At 51.5% G+C, this 17486-nt stretch carries 21 protein-coding genes; 12 read left to right on the top strand and 9 right to left on the bottom strand.

The features are described 5' to 3' along the window. Positions 1-30: 30 nt before the first annotated feature. Positions 31-663 (top strand): hypothetical protein, encoded by a 633-nt coding sequence (locus C7B82_RS32365; RefSeq protein ID WP_181357513.1) that lies wholly within the window; start codon positions 31-33, stop codon positions 661-663. 38 nt (positions 664-701) lie between these two features. On the opposite strand, the gene C7B82_RS15540 is transcribed toward C7B82_RS32365, so the two are convergent. Beyond that, the gene (locus C7B82_RS15540; RefSeq protein ID WP_106257202.1) at positions 702-2729 is read right to left on the bottom strand and encodes a caspase family protein; all 2028 of its coding nucleotides are present in this window, start codon (positions 2727-2729) and stop codon (positions 702-704) included. Between the two features lie 333 nt (positions 2730-3062). Between C7B82_RS15540 and C7B82_RS32370 the strand changes: the two genes are divergently transcribed. From C7B82_RS32370 to C7B82_RS15575, 7 genes are all read left to right on the top strand, one after another. Continuing rightward, on the top strand, positions 3063-3716 hold the full coding sequence (locus C7B82_RS32370) for a hypothetical protein (protein WP_181357514.1): 654 nt from the start codon (positions 3063-3065) through the stop codon (positions 3714-3716). Between the two features lie 212 nt (positions 3717-3928). Next, entirely contained in the window at positions 3929-5152 is a 1224-nt protein-coding gene (gene chlP / locus C7B82_RS15550; RefSeq protein ID WP_106257203.1) for a geranylgeranyl reductase, read from the top strand. A gap of 549 nt (positions 5153-5701) precedes the next feature. Further along, on the top strand, positions 5702-6994 hold the full coding sequence (locus C7B82_RS15555) for an ATP-binding cassette domain-containing protein (protein ID WP_106257204.1): 1293 nt from the start codon (positions 5702-5704) through the stop codon (positions 6992-6994). A 9-nt stretch (positions 6995-7003) separates the two neighbouring features. Continuing rightward, entirely contained in the window at positions 7004-8764 is a 1761-nt protein-coding gene (locus C7B82_RS15560; RefSeq protein ID WP_146141165.1) for a tetratricopeptide repeat protein, read from the top strand. Between the two features lie 44 nt (positions 8765-8808). Then, positions 8809-9075 carry a type II toxin-antitoxin system HicB family antitoxin gene (locus C7B82_RS15565; RefSeq protein ID WP_106257205.1) on the top strand — a complete coding sequence of 89 codons (267 nt, stop codon included), beginning with the start codon at positions 8809-8811 and terminating at the stop codon, positions 9073-9075. Next, a complete protein-coding gene (locus tag C7B82_RS15570; RefSeq protein WP_106257206.1) occupies positions 9068-9307 on the top strand; it encodes a type II toxin-antitoxin system HicA family toxin in 240 nt (79 codons plus the stop codon). The genes C7B82_RS15565 and C7B82_RS15570 overlap by 8 nt, the downstream gene beginning before the upstream one ends. 75 nt (positions 9308-9382) lie before the next feature. Further along, the gene (locus C7B82_RS15575; RefSeq protein ID WP_106257207.1) at positions 9383-9613 is read left to right on the top strand and encodes a hypothetical protein; all 231 of its coding nucleotides are present in this window, start codon (positions 9383-9385) and stop codon (positions 9611-9613) included. Here C7B82_RS15575 and C7B82_RS15580 read toward each other — a convergent pair. The 4 genes from C7B82_RS15580 to C7B82_RS32375 form a co-directional block, all read right to left on the bottom strand. Continuing rightward, positions 9584-9754, bottom strand: a complete 171-nt coding sequence (locus tag C7B82_RS15580) for a type II toxin-antitoxin system HicB family antitoxin (protein WP_245939921.1) — start codon at positions 9752-9754, stop codon at positions 9584-9586. The two genes, C7B82_RS15575 and C7B82_RS15580, sit on opposite strands and share 30 nt — an antisense overlap. Before the next feature lie 113 nt (positions 9755-9867). After that, positions 9868-10092, bottom strand: a complete 225-nt coding sequence (locus tag C7B82_RS15585) for a DUF4926 domain-containing protein (protein ID WP_106257209.1) — start codon at positions 10090-10092, stop codon at positions 9868-9870. Between the two features lie 58 nt (positions 10093-10150). Beyond that, complete coding sequence (locus C7B82_RS15590) at positions 10151-10420, bottom strand: DUF6883 domain-containing protein (protein ID WP_106257210.1); 270 nt, start codon at positions 10418-10420, stop codon at positions 10151-10153. A 14-nt stretch (positions 10421-10434) separates the two neighbouring features. After that, on the bottom strand, positions 10435-10590 hold the full coding sequence (locus tag C7B82_RS32375; protein ID WP_181357515.1) for a hypothetical protein: 156 nt from the start codon (positions 10588-10590) through the stop codon (positions 10435-10437). Positions 10591-11133: 543 nt separating this feature from the next. Here C7B82_RS32375 and C7B82_RS15595 point away from each other — a divergent pair. Beyond that, a complete protein-coding gene (locus tag C7B82_RS15595) occupies positions 11134-11370 on the top strand; it encodes a hypothetical protein (RefSeq protein WP_106257211.1) in 237 nt (78 codons plus the stop codon). 63 nt (positions 11371-11433) lie between these two features. Further along, complete coding sequence (locus tag C7B82_RS15600; protein ID WP_106257212.1) at positions 11434-11700, top strand: hypothetical protein; 267 nt, start codon at positions 11434-11436, stop codon at positions 11698-11700. An 8-nt stretch (positions 11701-11708) separates the two neighbouring features. Here C7B82_RS15600 and C7B82_RS15605 read toward each other — a convergent pair whose 3' ends face one another. Beyond that, positions 11709-12641 (bottom strand): LysR family transcriptional regulator, encoded by a 933-nt coding sequence (locus C7B82_RS15605; protein ID WP_106257213.1) that lies wholly within the window; start codon positions 12639-12641, stop codon positions 11709-11711. 85 nt (positions 12642-12726) lie between these two features. Between C7B82_RS15605 and C7B82_RS15610 the strand changes: the two genes are divergently transcribed. Continuing rightward, positions 12727-13476, top strand: coding sequence for an SDR family oxidoreductase (locus C7B82_RS15610; RefSeq protein WP_106257214.1), 750 nt, complete (start codon positions 12727-12729; stop codon positions 13474-13476). A gap of 288 nt (positions 13477-13764) precedes the next feature. Here C7B82_RS15610 and C7B82_RS15615 read toward each other — a convergent pair whose 3' ends face one another. The 3 genes from C7B82_RS15615 to C7B82_RS15625 all read right to left on the bottom strand — a co-directional run bounded on the left by C7B82_RS15615 (position 13765) and on the right by C7B82_RS15625 (position 16090). After that, the gene (locus tag C7B82_RS15615; protein ID WP_106257215.1) at positions 13765-14631 is read right to left on the bottom strand and encodes a DUF3598 family protein; all 867 of its coding nucleotides are present in this window, start codon (positions 14629-14631) and stop codon (positions 13765-13767) included. 118 nt (positions 14632-14749) lie between these two features. Beyond that, positions 14750-15652, bottom strand: a complete 903-nt coding sequence (locus C7B82_RS15620) for a cell division protein FtsX (RefSeq protein ID WP_106257216.1) — start codon at positions 15650-15652, stop codon at positions 14750-14752. Between the two features lie 21 nt (positions 15653-15673). Beyond that, entirely contained in the window at positions 15674-16090 is a 417-nt protein-coding gene (locus C7B82_RS15625) for an ArsR/SmtB family transcription factor (protein ID WP_106257217.1), read from the bottom strand. Between the two features lie 408 nt (positions 16091-16498). Here C7B82_RS15625 and C7B82_RS15630 point away from each other — a divergent pair, with 408 nt between their 5' ends. Continuing rightward, the gene (locus C7B82_RS15630) at positions 16499-17479 is read left to right on the top strand and encodes an SDR family oxidoreductase (RefSeq protein ID WP_106257218.1); all 981 of its coding nucleotides are present in this window, start codon (positions 16499-16501) and stop codon (positions 17477-17479) included. The last annotated feature ends 7 nt before the right edge of the window (positions 17480-17486 follow it).

The following is a 17486-nucleotide window of genomic DNA, read 5'->3' on the forward strand; positions in this document are numbered from 1 at the left end:
AAATGTACTCACGGATCACCCCAATTTGTGATGACTAAACTGGCAGTATCAGGACGGGCAACCAAAGCAAAACTGATAGCAGAGGCTCAGATGGAAGCTGAACGCATGCGGGATGTGCAGCTTTTGTTAGCGCATCTGCTCCGGCAGGAGGATGTGACCATCAAGTTCATCCTGGACTGCCTGTATGATGTTGGCTCAGTCAACTTGATTAATCAAAAGGTGCGCTCTCAGCCGCTCAATCAATTGATGAAGGCGATCGCGGGCATGTCTAAACCCGCCTTCAAGCTGTTTGCGTTGCGCTGGTTATACAAAAACTGTCCGCGCCTGATTACCAACTGGCTGCACCGCAAAGTTCGCTTCAGTGCTCCAGACACCCAGCCCGCCGTTACGGTGACGAAGGTGATGGAAGCGCAGGCAAAGCCCACGCTAGCGATCAATCCAGCACCAGCAGTTAACGCAGCCGTAGCAGTCGATCCAGCAGTAGCCCCGTTAGTACAAACGCCAGAGAGCGAGCGTCAGATTCGGCAGTTGCAGCACCAGGTGCGCTGGCTCACGGGCATTCTGGTTGGCGTCGTTCTTCTATGGGGTGGTTCGATGCTGTTGCCTCACTATAATTTTCATTCCGGTGCGGCTCAGTCACAGGAAAACGTGCAGCAACGCTAGATATTATAGGCGCACAAGCAACTTTGCTGTCGCTGGGATCAGCTAAGGGTTCGGCAAATTGCCCTAGCCTGGTTCCGCTGTACTGGATTAGCGCCCCGTTGCCGTCTGAGCGGAGGACACCAGCTAGCGATAGCGGTTTTCGATTCGGCATACATCGGTTGGTCTTGAGAGATGAGGCGCGCAGCGATAATGGCAGCATCAAACCCACCCTGCCTGCCTCGTTGTCGGGCGATCGACATGATTTGGCGACTCCATTGGGCAATTTCCTGTTTTGCCTGCGCGTAGTCTGGTTGTCCTGGCTGCACTTTTCTAGCTTCCTGGATGGCGTACCAATATGGGGACGCCTGGTCACTCTTCATTGCTGCCAGTGCTCTCGCTTTTGCTAAGTGAGATGGTACTGACGGTTGAGCCGTATGAGTTACAGCCTTAGTTTGAACGGGCTGCGGTTTGACTGTGGCTCCAGTACCAGTAGAAAGATTGAGTCGGTTCGCACCTGATACTCCAAATTGTTGAGTGGTTGCGATCGGCTGTGGCGAGAGCGTCTTGACCGCTGGTTTTGTCGATACGGATATGGGCACGATTGTCTTCACATCCGGTATCTTCGCACCCGGTGCCTTCGTATTAGGGGAGGCTGCTGATACGGGCATCTGTCCAGAGCCTGTTTGTTCAGAGCCTGCTTGCTTCGTACCAGACTGAACCGCTTGTGGCGCTACTGACGAAGTTTTGGGTGTAAAAGCGGCACAATTACGCAGCAGCACTCCCAGAATCAACCCGACTACAACAAAACTGCCCCACCGCAACACAGGTTGCCAGAAAAGAGCATCAGAGCTTTCGTCGTTTACGTCTTTAGGGTGATCAGAATTTGACTGAGGCACGGTGGCTGCATGTGTGGGTTGAGCCACTCCATTCTCGTGATTTTGGGTGGCACTGTCGATAGGGTTGTACGTGCCAACACCATTTTGGGTGGAGGCTGACGTAAAACCATTATTTAAACCCTTAGCAAGAGGCATATAGCCGTTCGTTGAGCCATTTGAAGCTCCAGGACTACCGTAGGATGGAGACGCATGAGTGCTTCGGTTCTCTCCTGGCGTCCCGCCAGCATTCATCCCCATCGTCCCACCGTCAGACGCGTACAGCCCAATCTGCGTAGGGTTTGCTACCGCTGTTGTCGAAGCAAGATGCCCATTGCCATTGCCGTTGGCAGACACACCCAATAAACTGTGTCCTTGATTAGCCAAAGCTTGCAGAGTCGTAGGGTAATCTTTACCGGTTGCTGTTGCCGTTTGGAGTGTAGTCGAGCGATCGCCAACCGTCTGCATCGCGGCCTTAGCCCCTGTCAGTACAAGCGATTGCTGCAGCTTTTCGGTGGGGCAAATCGTGACAGGTTGCTGAATGGGTCGCCAATAGTGTTCACTCAGCGCGGGTAGATGCTGGCTTAAGTACTGTCCTAACGCACTCACAGTAGTACATTGGCGATTTCGCAAACTGTCTAGCAGCGCTGCCGTAAAAAACCCATGACCCAACGCTGAAGTTTCGCGCGAAAACTCGTCTGGTTGACAAGACAGCAGCGTGGGAATGCCTGTGATGTTTGCCAAATGCACCGTATGATTGCCCACTGTTTCGTAAGAGAAGCTGCTCTCGTTACGATTCACATCCAGCAACACCAAGAGCTTCGCTGCTGAGACCTGCCTCAAGCTACGAAAAATACTTTCTAACGGAATGGCGGTAGCTTGAACGGCGGTTGGATCACCCTCGATCGGCACCAGATAATCTTGCCCTTGCTGACAGATGCCATAGCCACTGAAGAAAAACCAAAGAGTATCGTCTGGCTGAATGTATCCCTGCGTCAGCAGGTCAAGCCAACTCTGAATCGTTTGGCGATCGGGGTAAGTGGATTTGCCCCACTGGGGTGGTGAGGTCTCTGTGAGCAGCAAGCACTGTTCAGCCGGAATCCCCACATCGTCAACCAGGAACTGTTGAATCGCTTGAGCGTCGTTTTTGGCGAAGCTCAAGGGTTGAAAAAACTGATACTGATTAATGCCGACGCTGATTGCCCACTGTCTCATATCAGATGCCCCAGATATCTATTGACATAGCATTCCCGGTCATCTCTATCATGACACGCTCGTTCCAGAAGGCAAAATGCTCCAGCGATCGCAGTCTTTTGTGGCACGCTGGCGATCACTTACCATCGCTTCCTTCGTAATTACCTCACCTTGGCTATTAATTGCAGTCATCTTCAGGCAGATCGACCATAATCCTTTCAACCTGTGAAATAAAATTTTTCAGTTGAAGTTCTGCCTGCCACTTTTGTTTGCCATGACTCATGACTAAAGTTGAGCATCAGCGCTGGGCAAACTTGTTGATAGACTCTTTAAAGCAAGGAGCGTGAAGTAGCAATGCAATTACCAAGCTTAGTACAGGCAATCGCGCAAGCTAGATTCAAGCGGTTGAAGCTACGAGTCGTGCCGATGAGTTTAGCGGCAGTCTTGGGGCTGGCCGGAAGCCTAGTGTTTGCCCAGACGATCGCCCCTTCTGTCGTCCAGGCTTATACAAGCACCGTGAATGTGACGATCGATGTACAGCCCACCGAAACTTACGACACGTTGGTACGTCGTGCTGAAGCGATCGCCAGAGCCGCCACGCAACGGAGCTTCGATCGCGACATTTTGGTGACCGATGTTTCGATCGTCATCATCGCGCAAGGGACTTCTGCTACAGTGCCCGTGCTGTCGCTCGCCACCACTCGTCCTCAATGGCGTAGTCAGCCCGATCCGCGTCGCTGGGCAACCTACTACAGCACCTCTAAAGCGCTGTTAGGTTTGAACAAAGCACCCTCTGCGACGACCGCGCAACCAACTGTAACGACTGCAACTCCGGCAACAACCTCGACGACCGCGCAACCGCGATCGACTACCCCAAGTACCCGTACTACGCCACCGACAGTGACTCCTGGCAGTGCAACCCCTGATGGTTCTCAAGTACCAGCCTCAGCAGCCCCTAGTCCAGTCCTGCCGCAGCGCATTCCGACTCCGGGAAATATTGGGAAGTAAGCAGAAGGCAGGAGGCAGAAGGCTAAAGCTCAAAACACCTCTCTCTTCTCTTCCAACTCAAAACTCAAAACTCAAAACTCAAAACTTTCTCCTCCCCCTCACTTTGTTAAGCTCTGTTTCAACTTGGCGGGATCTCCTCCCACTCAGGGATATCCGTCAAAAGTCCGTGATACCATGCATCCTGTAGCTTCTAACGATTTAGGAGAAAACCTTTGGCACTACGGGTTGCAGTTGTCGGTGGCGGTCCAGCAGGCTCTTCTGCCGCGGAAGTTTTAGCAAAAGCAGGTATTGAAACCTATTTAATTGAGCGCAAGTTGGACAACGTGAAGCCATGCGGTGGTGCGATTCCGCTGTGTATGGTGAGCGAGTTTGACCTGCCGCCCGAAATCATCGATCGCCGTGTACGCAAGATGAAAATGATCTCTCCCTCAAACGTGGAGGTCAACATCGGCGGCACACTCAAAGATGACGAATACATCGGTATGTGCCGTCGAGAAGTGCTGGATGGCTTTATGCGCGAACGTGCTGAAAAGCTGGGCACAAAAGTCATTAATGGCACGATGCACAAGCTGGAAATTCCCAGCAACGACAAAGATCCGTATACGTTGCACTACGCGGATCACTCCAATGGGAGCTTGGAAGGTACACCCAAAACCCTGAAAGTGGATCTGGTGATTGGTGCCGATGGTGCCAACTCGCGGGTGGCGAAAGCAATCGATGCGGGTGATTACAATTACGCGATCGCCTTTCAGGAGCGCATTCGGTTGCCCGAAGACAAGATGGCGTACTATAACGAACTGGCGGAAATGTATGTCGGTGATGATGTGTCGCCCGACTTCTATGCGTGGGTATTTCCTAAGTACGACCACGTTGCAGTGGGTACGGGCACGATGAAGCCTAATCAGTCAAAGATCAAGCAACTGCAAGCGGGCATTCGCGCTCGTGCAGCAGCAAGATTGCGCGGTGGCAAAATTATTCGTGTGGAAGCACACCCCATTCCCGAACATCCCAGACCACGCCGAGTGGTGGGTCGGGTCGCACTGGTCGGCGATGCAGCGGGAACCGTTACCAAGTCGTCCGGTGAAGGCATTTACTTTGCAGCAAAGTCGGCGCGGATGTGTGCCGAAGCGATTGTGGAGTTTTCCGAGAAGGGCGATCGCGTCCCGACCGAAGCGGATCTCAAGGTCTACATCAAACGCTGGGACAAGCAGTATGGCTTGACCTACAAGGTGTTAGACATCCTGCAAACCGTCTTCTACCGCTCGGATGCCACTCGTGAGGCGTTTGTCGAAATGTGCTCTGACATCGATGTGCAGAAACTCACTTTCGACAGCTACCTGTATAAAACAGTGGTGCCTGCGAATCCGCTGACGCAGCTGAAGATTACCGCAAAGACGATCGGGAGCCTGATTCGCGGCAACGCACTGGCACCTTAGAAGCATCCGTAGGGACGTTACATGTAACGTCCCTATGCAGAAATTGATTCCATTTGGAGTGAGAGCGTTCCTGGTTGAACTGGGGACGTTTTTGTTTTCAGTCGGAACATTTCTATTTTGAGTGCGATCGTTCCTGTTTGAAGTGCAACCATTCCTGTTTGAAGTGACAAAGTTCCTGTTTGAAGTGCGATCCTTCCTGGTTGAAGTGCGATCGTTCCAGGTTTGAGTAGGAATGTTCCTATTTTGAGTGCGATCGTTTCTGTTTGAAATGCGATCGTTCAAGGTTTGAGTAGAAACGTTCCTGTTTCAAGGAGGAATATTCTTATTTGAAGCGAGAGCCGTCTCATTTTAAGTGGGGCTGTTCGTGATTGAAGGGCGATCGCTGCGGCTTGAAACTAGAACGTTCTTGAAAAAAGAGCCGGAGTTACTTGCGAGAACCGCTTGCGGGATCAAAAAGGCATCTGTAACCAGGTATGTTCTGACTGTTTAACGCAGCGCTTGTCGAGTGTTTCGGTATGATGAGGGTCAGATTCATCTCTCTCCCACGTCATGAACGAAGCGCTTCTCAAGGTTTTTCAGCAGGCATACCAGGACTTCAATCTGCTTCCCCTGATTGAACCAGAAGATATTGAGCGTTTTCGCGTGGACTATGGACGTGAGCCGTTGGTGCGGCTGAAGCAGGAAGTGAATGCTTCTGCGAAGGCGCAAAAGTTCGTGTTTACAGGACACACTGGCTGTGGCAAATCAACGTTACTGAAGCGCTTTACGGTGGAGATGAAGCCCCAGCACTTTACGGTGTTTTTCTCCATTGCAGATATGATTGAGCCTGCTGACATCACGCATCGCAAGATTCTGTATGCGATCGCTGTGCAACTGCTGCATGCTGCTACGGAAAAGCAAATTGCCATTGACGACGACATCAAGGAAAATTTACTGGGCTGGCTGGACACCACCCATAAGCAGAAAAAGGAGAAAAGCACAAAGTCAGAATTTGGGCTGGGGATTAGTAACCTTCTGAAATTTGTCACCCTGAAGTTTCAGCAGGAGCAGGCGGCACGAGAAGAATTTGAGCGGGTTTTTGAGAAGCGTGTGGTGGATCTGGTGAAATATGCCGATCGCATTGCGGCTGCTATTCAAATTGCTACTAAAAAGCCCGTACTGGTGGTGATCGACGACCTGGATAAGCTGGATTTGCCGCTGGTGGAGTCCATCTATCGCAACAACATCAAAGTATTGTTCTCGCCTCAATTTCGGATTGTGTTCACCATTCCCATTTCGGCAACGCAAGACCCGCAGGTGATGGGTGCGCTCACATCGGAAGGCATTGTGCGCCCCGCGTTGTTTCCCGTGTCGAAGTTTTTTGCCAAGTCGGACTGCCATAAGCCCGAAGCCGCGCCGATCGACAAGACCGTCAACATCTTTCTGGAGGTCTTAAAGAAACGGATTCCCGCTGCCTGCATTGATCCAGGCACTGCTCACCAGATGGTGCTGAAGAGTGGCGGTGTGATGCGCGAACTGGTGCGGCTGGGGCGCGAGTGCTGCACCGAATGTATGGTGCAACTGGAACTAGAACCCGATCGCGCCGATCTGACCATCAACGATGAGATCTTAAACGTCGCAGTACGGAATCTTCGCAACGATTTTGCCCGACAGATTGGCACCAGTCTGTTTCCTGTGCTGAAGCAGGTCTACCAAACCCTCAACAACAAAGATACCGACAGCGATGCCTTTGTGAAATTGCTGCACGGGCTGATGGTGCTGGAATACCAGAATGATGATTTGTGGTACGACGTACACCCGATCGTGGTGGATTTGCTCCAGCGGCAAGGCTTGCTTGAGTAGAACGACGCTATGTCCTCACCCGTCATCACTGATTCATCCGAACTCGCGGCTGCCAACCAGCACAGTCTGAGGCGGCTAATCTTATCTGTGCGGGCAAGTGTGCACAAGCTGAATCTGCTGATTGCCATTTGCGATAATCCCTTTTACCGGGACGAACTCATCCGTACCTACGAGGCAGAGCTAACCCAAAACAGCATTGCCTGCTATCAGGTGACGCTCGATCGCCAGCAGCCCAGCCTCAAGCAAACCCTGCTCGACTGGCAGGCACAAACTCCCGACTGGCACCCCGAGACTCCAACCGTTGTGACCGTGCGCGGTGGCGATGAACTGCTCGGCGTGCGCTTGCAGCAACCTAAATCTGCTCAGGAACGCTTTTTCTTTTCCGTACAGTGGACGCGGGAGGGCTTGCGCGACTTTCAGTTGCCGATCGTGCTGTGGGTGACTGAGGCCGTCGCCCAGGGATTAGCGCAACAGGCTCCCGACTTCTGGAGCTGGCGCGGTGGCGTATTTGAGTTTGTGCAGCCGATGGCATGGCAACCCCCTGATCTACAGCGATGGCTGACTCAACCCCAGACCGAATCCACTGAAACCGCCGAAACTCTCGCAGACCCTGCCGCAATCGAACAACAAATTGCCACCCTCCAGGCTGACTACCCGAACTCTCCCCTCTTAGAGAGCCTGTACCAGAGTTTAGGCGAGACCTATTTTAACCGTCTCCAGCAAGGAAAGGCGATCGACTATCCCCAGGAAACTGCAAAGGCGATCGCTGCCTTCCAAGCCGCGATCTCACGCCGCGAGCCCCTCCCCGACCTCACGCCCCTGGCAAACAGCCTGAATTATTTGGGCTTACTGTACAAATCACAGGGACGCTACGCCGAAGCGGAATCGTTGTATATGCGATCGCTCCAGATCTATGAGCAACAGTTAGGAGAAGATCATCCTTACGTTGCCACCAGCCTGAATAATTTAGCGGGGTTGTACGAGTTGCAGGGACGCTACGCCGAAGCAGAACCATTGTACGTGCGAGCGCTTCAAATCAGCGAGCAGCAGTTGGGAGCCGACCATCCCGATACGGCAGCCAGCCTGAATAATTTAGCGGGGTTGTACAAATCGCAGGGACTTACCACGGAAGCGGAACCGTTGTACGTGCGAGCGCTTCAAATCAGCGAGCAGGAGTTAGGAGCCGACCATCCCGCTACCGCCACCAGTCTGAATAATTTGGCGGAGTTGTATCGGGTACAAGGACGCACTACGGAAGCGGAACCGTTGTACGTGCGAGCGCTCCAGATCCGGGAGCAGCAGTTAGGGGCCGACCATCCCGATGTCGCTCAAAGCCTGAATAATTTGGCTTTGTTGTACCAGTCGCAGGGACGCTACGCCGAAACGGAACCATTGTTCGTGCGGTCGCTCCAGATCCGGGAGCAACAGCTAGGGGCCGACCATCCCAATACTGCAAACGGCTTGAATAATTTGGCGCTGTTGTACGAGTCGCAGGGACGCTACGCCGAAGCGGAACCGTTGTACGTGCGAGCGCTCCAGATTCGAGAGCAGGAGTTAGGGGCCGACCATCCCGCTACTGCCATTAGCCTGTGGAGTCTCGCGGCGTTGTATTACAACATGAGTCGCATCGCGGAAGCAAAGCCGTTGATTACCCGTGCAGTGGCAATCTTTGAGCGCACGCTGGGCGAACAGCATCCTCATACCCACAGTGCGCGTGAGTGGTGGCGGAGGATTCACAATGGGGAGTGGGGAGTAGGGAGTAGGGAGTAGGGAGTGGTTGATACACTGAAGATATTCTTTACTGGTTCACCGTGATGGCTTTTTACACGCTGGTGCTGCGGCAAAGTGCAGGCTATTGGGTGGCTCTCTGCCTGGAGAACGGCATTGTCGGGCAAGGCGAAACCCAGAACCAGGCAATGCAAGCGCTGCAAGACGCAATTGACTCTGTGCAGTCAGTAAAAGAGCTTGATCAGGCTGTGTACGCAGCACCCCTCTCCATTGGGGAACTGCATGAGTTTCTGAGCATCGAATCTCAGGAGCCAACCTCCACAACGTATGAACTTCGGACTGTTCATGCCTAAGAACATCCCTTCACTGAAACCAAAGCGACTAATCAAGCTTCTGGAACAGGCAGGCTGCACGTTTTACCGGGAAGGCAAAGGCGATCATTGCCTCTACTGTCGCATCGTTGATGGTCAAAAAAGAATTGTCCCGATCGATATGGGTGCAGGTGAAATGTCTCCAGCCTATGTGTTGAGAATCTTCAGACAGTTTGGCTTTACGGATGCAGAAATTGAAGCACTACTGGCTTAGACACTACTCATCCGCTTCTGTAAGCTCGCAAACCCTGACTAAAATGATAAATGTCCCGCTCCAAACTCAATCATCATGAAGCTCTCGACGTTTGACAGCATCTTAGACGAGATTGAAGCACTGTCTCCAGAGGATCAGCTTGCCCTGCTAGATATCATGCAACGGAGACTGCGCGATCGACGGCGTGATGAAATTGCCGCCAATATTGCCCAAGCCAAAAAAGAGTATCAGTCGGGTCATGTGTTTCGTGGCACGGTTGATGAGGCGATCGCGGAACTAATTGGCAGCCACGAGGAAGTTTACTGAATTGGCAGTGGACACATTAACAGGAGTGGGCTGAGGTGGCGCTATACCTTCTTTCTGGCAATATTCCAGATCGCCCGCGATCGCTTCTTGCGCGTTGGCGATTGACTCTTCGTACGTCTTTCCGTAAGTGCATGGTTGCATCGCTATCTCAGAGAATTCTGGAAGCGTCACTAAATAAAGCTGACCCTCATCCGACCATGGCACTATGAGGCTGTAGCGGTAGTTCAAAGCACGTCACTCAATGGGGTTGGGCGTTAGCTTGCCGTATGAACTGGTGGCGTAGAGGCTGCGATCGCCTCAATTTGAGACTCAGAAACCTCAACCGTCTCTTGAGGAATTAAGCCTTCCAAGCTATAGCCATTTTCCTGTTTTTCCACCGCTGCATAGCATTCCACAATCGTGCCAATACTTCCCTTTGTTAACTTCAGTGCAGGGATATCTTCGCGTAAAGCAACCTGAGAAAAAAGTCGAAACGTCATGCTTAACCTCCTATGCCGGAAACAACGTCACAAACCGGGTCACTTCACCTGTATCAATTCAGATCGTTTTGACTCGAATCGTCATCCCATTAGGGCTATGCAAAGCTCCAGTAATGGCATACTTCTGTCCATATCGGGTTTGGGCTGTTGGTATTGCTTCCAGTGCAAGAATCTGCTCTCGTAAATCTCGTTCAAGTTGCTGCCAGTTCTCGATCGTGTAGCCAGCTTGAGCTAAAAACTGTAACTTATCATCTTGAGCCAACTGAACCAATAAGTACTCTGTCAGCTTTGCCCTTGCGATCACAGCGTTTGGATCAAGCGTTGCCATAAAGCGCTAGGAGATCATTCCAACCATAACAGAACCCATCCTAGCTGCACCTGGCTCAAAAAACGATCGCCTCTTGAGCCTGGGCGATCGTGGTTGATGTGGAGGAACAGGGGCGATCGTAACACCACACGCGATCGCCAAAAGCCAAACAAGGTATGGGCGCATACCAACACTTAATCCCAGGTATAACACCCTAATTGAGCAGAGCGATTAGAGATTAGCAAGGCTTTCGAGCCAGATCAAAGACTTATGGGAGCATTTGAGGCTATCTCTTGCGATAGATTGAATGCAGTTCCTTAATCTGGCGTTAGCGGCATGCACGATGAATGATCGAAGACTACATTTAGTTGAGTCAGTTTAGTTGAATCAAAGTTAGACCAATCGGCACATCTCCTTGTAGCAATCGCCGATTTCGATAAACTCAGCATGAAGCTTGCCATATGCAGCTAAATAAGCAGTTCAACCAACGTAGAAACGTTACAAATGAATATGTCTTCCGCGATCGCATCTAAACATTACTGGATTCTTATCTTGTGGTGAAGCGAAAAGGCGTATAGGCAGTCCGCGATGTACTGCGTTGCCCACGATTCATAGCTTGGAGTGTTTCTGGGTACATGAGCGAGAACGTATCGATACATAAAGATCGAGCTGAAGGCCAATTTAAAGTAGAAAACCGTGCAACTATAAAGAAAAGCTTAAGAGGTTAAGGATGTATGGTCACTCCCAACATGATGAGACAGCTTTGGGCTTTAGTGGAGTCTACTCAAGTAACGACTCTCCTGCAGTTTGAAGATACCGATTTGGTACAATTCCTTCTCAAGCGGTTCAGAGCGCAGCAGTCGATCGATGCCCAGGCCGCTAGCAACCTCGATACATATATCCAGTCCAAACTGCCGCTCATTCGTGATCTGGCCGAAGACAGAAAGTCGCTTCATCAGGGAAGTCACTAATTCTGACCTTTAACCAAGCCCTCGCAATACGCTTCATCGACTGCAGCTCAAGGGCACAACGTTATGAATAACTGGTTAGGCATTGCTTTGGCGGCTTATGTGATTGGAGCCGCGATCGAAGGAGTGAATGCAGCCAGCCAGCTATCGCACTCGTCGCTGGATTTGACCGATCGCGCTGAGACCAACGCTTCAGAATCGGCCGATCCACCGGAAGGCAAGTGGCAAGTTTTTACAGCGATCGTAGCGGTTAGCCTCTGTGGTGCATGTTTGTGGCCCTGCCGCTTGGTTCATCGCTCGATCAAGGGTGTGCAAACCTGTCGTGATGAGTGAGCCAGTTATTACCCTGCTGAAGGCTCAAGCGATCGACACACGGCCTTGATAGTATCGCGCAGCCAGCGAGTTGCCTCGTCCTGATCGCTTAACGCACTCCACGACATCGACACCATCCACGGTTGTGTTTCAACTGGCAGTTCAAACATTGCCAACTGACAGATGCTTGCCAAGCGCAGAGCGACTCGATACGGTACGGCTGCTACCAGGTCGCTAGAGGCGATCACAAAGGGCAAAATCAGCATATGCGGAGTCGTCAAAGCAATGCGACGACTTAGATTCTGCTCGTTTAACGCCTGATCAATTGCACCCACACTATCTCGACGCAACGTTGTCAGTGCGTGAGAAAGATTAGCAAAGGCTTCCAGGCTCATGGTGCCCTGCTGCAGAGCCGGATGGGTCTGGCGGGCAATACCCACAAAGCGCTCTTCAAAGAGTGGCTCGCACCGTGTCTGTGTTGGTGGATGGGGAAACACACCCAGCGCTACATCGATCGCGCCCTGTTCCAGTAACGTTCCAGCGCTGTCTTTTTCAAAGCCCAGCAAACGAAAATTGAGCAACGGCGAGGCTTGCCGGCTAAATGCCAGCAGCGGTGGTACGAGCACAAAGCTGGTGTAGTCTGAACTACCAAGCGCAAACTGCCGATCGCTGATCGCCGGCTGAAATGTTTGGCTAGAGGCGACGGCTTGGCGAATTTGTTGCAGTGCTGCTAGAAGACCCGGAGCAAGCGCCTGTGCTTTGAGCGTTGGCTGCATTCGTCGTCCCAACCGCACAAACAAGTCATCTTCAAACAAGAGTCGCAAACGGCTAAGTGCTGCACTCATGGCAGGCTGACCAATCTGAAGTTGCTCGGCAGCTAGGGTTACACTCTGCTGCTCCAGCATGGCTTCAAAGGTGACTAACAGATTTAAGTCGATCGCGGCTAAGTTTATCGATTTCATTGATACAAACTATCATTAAAATTGACTTGCTCAATAGTTTGAGGGTTGTTACAGTGCGCTTAAAGCCCGATCAACCTACAAAACGATGACTACACCACAAAAAATCGCACTGGTAACTGGTAGCCATAAAGGACTGGGCTATGCGATCGCCCGCAAATTAGCCCAACAGGCTGGCATTCAGGTCATTGTGACCAGCCGCAAAGAGCAAGACGGTTTTACCGCGCAACAACGCTTAGCAACAGAAGGCATCCAGGTAGACTTTCATCCCCTGGATGTCACCAATGACTCTAGCGTGCAGCAGGTCACAGCATGGGCGCAAAAAACCTACGGCAAAGTTGACATTCTGATCAACAATGCGGGTGTTAATCCCACTATGCAGGCCGAAGAAGCCAGCCTGCTTACAATGCAGTTAGAAACAATGCTTTCCACCTTGGCAACCAACGTGGCAGCCGTCGCTCGGATCACGCAGGCAGTTTTACCACTCATGCAGGCACAGAACTACGGGCGCATCGTCAATGTCTCGACGGAAATGGCATCTCTGGCTACGATCGGTAGCGACTACTATCCCCTTGCTCCCTCTTACCGACTGTCCAAAATTGGTCTAAACGGCTTGACTGTACTTCTCGCAAAAGAGCTGCAAGGCACCAATATTTTGGTTAATGCTTACTCTCCTGGTTGGATGAAAACTGACATGGGCGGTTCGGATGCGCCCTTTACAGCCGATGAGGGAGCTGAAACAGCAGTTTACCTGGCAACCCTTCCAGAGCATGGTGCGCAAGGTAAATTCTTTGCTGAAATGCGGAAGTTTGGCGGCCCCATTGCTCTAACCTGGTAGCAACGCTTGGTTCTCGCTCACACTCGTTTCTGTCAACAGGTTGAGATAAGGCAGTCACAGGTCTGTCAAACAGTGTCGATAAGGTAAGAGCTAGTTACCGACGTATTTCGCCATGCTCTCTTTACCGTTGGCACTGTTTGTGATTGCTGCTCTCGTAGGATCGGGCGTTTTAACACTGAGCTATTTATTTCCTCGCAGCAAGTCTTAAAACGACATCTCATCCAAAAGACGTTTTACTACACCGCTAGGTAGGGGCTTGGCCTTGCCAAGCCTCCTCATGCTATGACCCTACAGTTTGGCAAGCTTCCGCTCAGTGACCAGAGTGAGGCTGCTCCATTCCCCCTTCTTGTCGTAACTGCGAATCATCCGCTGACGCTGGTCAGCCTGAAGGAGCCAGCCCACCTCCAAAAAGAAGGAATGACCCGTTTTAATGTAAACGGGACTGCTTGCCGAGGCTCCATCTGGCAGCAACAGCACCTGCACAGGCAATGAGCCTTGATCAAACTGCAAGCGAGAACCGTTGACGATCGCGGTCGATTGCACGATTGTTCCACCACCTTCACCAAACGTTAGTTGCTGCGCTATTTGATTCTCCTCAGTACGACTGATTTGCAAGTGCGTCGAATACGTGGTGGGCGATCGCAAATCTGGATAGATTGTGACGGCTTCTCCCTGCCACTGGCCCAACAGATCGTCTAATGTCAATGGCGGACGCTCGGCAGCAGGACTCCCAGTGCGGTGTTCACGAATGAGCGTGAGTTGAGCAAGTTGGCTTTCGCGATCAAAGAGCTGCACTAACCGCAAACGCCGATCGCCCGCCATCAGCCCCAGCTCAGCGCCAAATTCTGAAAAGGGTGCAAACTGCATGGAGCCTTGAGAAAACGCACCATCCTCAAAAAACAATACGCCTCGACCGAGCGCACTGTAGACCAACACTTTTTCATCGATCGGCTCACTGTCTTGAACCAACTCGTCTGCGGCGGTTGGTGAGGCGTAGCGTTGGATCGTTTGGCGAATCGTTTGGTTATGATCTAATCCTTCGAGCGACACGATCGTCGGTACGTCTTCGCGTAACTCTCCCGCAGGCAAAAAAAGAGTAAATGACCCGTGCCATTCACCCAGATTTTTTAGTAAGCATTGCCATTGAGATTGCATGGAGAGATGAAACGTTTGAGTTTTGAGTCAGGCGTAGGGTGTCTTAGATATCGCCGTAACGCACCATTAGACCATGCTTTTCAATGATGGGCGGGTGATCGGGCTAACGTCATCGGCGTCATTTCACTGCAATCCGTCGTACGGCAAACAAACTACCCATCACACCAACGGAACCGCCAAAACCTAGCAAAATTAGGGGCAGAAGTACCATCCGTAGAGGGCTAATTTGCACTCCACTAGCCAGAAATTGCACGAATTCGGGCTGTTGAGCGAGTAAGCCATTGAGAAAGTGCTGAATACTGCTGATAAGCCCCCAGGACAAGACAGCGCCTGCAAGGCCGAACGCCACCCCTTGGAGGATAAACGGTAGATAAATCCAACTGGTTGTTGCGCCAACTAATTGCATCACCTCAATTTCTCGTTTGCGCGACATGACGATGAGACGAATCGTTGTCGTAATGACCGCGATCGCCGTTAGCGTCAGCAGCGTTGTCACTGTCAGGCTAATCCAACTTAAGCCCCGGTTGAGTTGACTGACACGCTGTACCGCTTCGTCCACATACTGCACTTCATCCACACCCTCGACCTTCGCGAGCGCCTGGGCCACCGTGGGCACATCTTGCGGCGATCGGGCTTTGACCTTGAGCTGATCAACGAGGGGGTTGCCGTCCAGCTGTTTGGTAGCACCGTTAATATCCGATACACCCAAATCCTTGACCAGTGCAGCCCATGCAACTTCCTTAGAAACAGCCTGCGCGTCTACCACTCCCGGTAAGGCGGCGACGATTGGTTTCAGCGTTTCTGCCTGTACGCCGGTATCCAGGTAAACCGATACCTCTAACTGACTGCCAAACTGATTCAGCAAGCCTTCCAGTTGCCAAGAGGCCCGGAGGCTGGTACCAAACAGAAACAAGAGTACGGTCACAGTGCTGATGGCTGCCCAATTCATCCAGCCACCCCGCCGCAACCCCAGTAGCGTCTCGCGGAGCAAGTAATCGAGCTTGGTCAGAAATTGAACCACACGTGTTCCCTCAATGTCTGTCTATTCGTCCTCATCAAGATGCTCTGCGACCTCGCGATACAAATTGAGAACGTGGCTGTCCTTGAGACAATAAAACACATTTCGCCCTTGCTTGCGATAGCTCACCAGGCGCATTGCCCGTAACGCACGGAGTTGATGTGAAACCGCTGATTCAGTCATTTTGACTGCAGAAGCCAGATCACAAACGCAGAGCTCTTGCATTGCGAGTGCCGACACAATGCGAAGACGGTTGGCATCGCCCAGCAAGCTAAAAAACTCTGCCATGCGCTGCGATTTTTCGACGCTAAGTAGGCTGCGGTGCAACTGACGCACACTAGACAGGTCTACTGGGTGCTGAACCGTACAGTTAAGCTCCACTTCTAAGGGGGAGGCATCGATTGCAAGCTGATTAGCAGCAGTGGGTTTAAGGCGAGGCATTGCTGATCCGTAAGGACAGGGACGTGTAAGTTTTAATCGATTGTAAGGAGAGCCTGCGACCAATTAAAGCAAATCAAATGAGAAAACGAACGTGCAGACCTTCGAGAAAGTCTTACGTCTCCTAAATAATAGGACAGGTTCATCGGGAATAGGACATTTGAAGCGTCACTCAAAACCACATCCCATACCAACATTTTTTACGAAGATCAGCGCGCTTGCCCAACTTTCGTTTCAGCCTCTCAGTAACGCAGTAGGCACGATCGACGTTGTAAGACCGCTATTAAGTAGGTTAAAGTCAACCAAGTCAGGCAATTGTCCCATGTAAACCGCTTCGCTCAATGCAGCCGGATCGATGAGCAATTTCTGATAAAATCTTATAAAAAGTTAAGAATTAGCTACTACTCCCTCATGAATCTATTAATTGTGGGTGCCACCGGCACTTTAGGAAGACAGATCACCCGCCGGGCACTAGATGAGGGCTACAAAGTTCGCTGTCTAGTCCGTAGCGTTAAAAAAGCGGGTTTTTTGAAGGAGTGGGGCGCTGAGCTAGTCACTGGTGATCTCTGTGCACCGGAAACGCTGCCGTCAGCGTTAGAAGGCATTGACGCTGTGATTGATGCAGCAACGACACGAGCCACCGATTCGCTTAACATCAAGCAAGTGGACTGGGAAGGCAACGTCAACCTCATTCAGGCAGCGAAAACGGCGAACGTCAAACGGTTTATTTTCTTTTCGATTCTGGATGCTGAAAAATATCCTGAAGTGCCTTTGATGGAGCTCAAGCGCTGTGCCGAACTCTTTTTGGCAGAGTCGGGGCTGAACTATACCATTTTGCGTCCTTGCGGCTTTTTGCAGGGGTTGATCGGTCAATATGCGATTCCCGTGCTGGAAGGGCAGTCGGTCTGGGTCATGGGAGAGACTTCGCCCACTGCGTACATGGATACGCAAGATGTGGCTAAGTTTGCCATTCAAGCGCTGAAGGTGCCCGAAACCGAGAATAAAACGTTTCCGGTTGTTGGGTCACGTGCTTGGGGAGCCTACGAAATTATTCGCTTGTGTGAGCGACTGTCAGGACGTGATGCGAAGATCACACGCATGCCGATCGGTCTCATGCGAACCGTTCGCCGGATTACACGCTTTTTTCAGTGGACATGGAATATTTCCGATCGCCTTGCCTTTGCAGAAGTGGTGTCTGCTGGTAAACCACTGACTGCGCAGATGGATGAGGTTTACACGACATTCAAGCTTGACCCCAGCGAGACGACGACTCTGGAGGCCTATATGCAAGATTACTTCAGCCGTATTCTCAAGAAGCTGAAGGAGCTTGACTATGAAAAGTCTAAAGGCAAAAAGAAAACCGATCAAAAGCGAACCTACCCCAGATTTTAGAGTGTCC

Origin of the sequence: Stenomitos frigidus ULC18, assembly GCF_003003795.1 — a bacterium.
Taxonomy (GTDB): Bacteria; Cyanobacteriota; Cyanobacteriia; order Leptolyngbyales; family Leptolyngbyaceae; genus Stenomitos; species Stenomitos frigidus_A.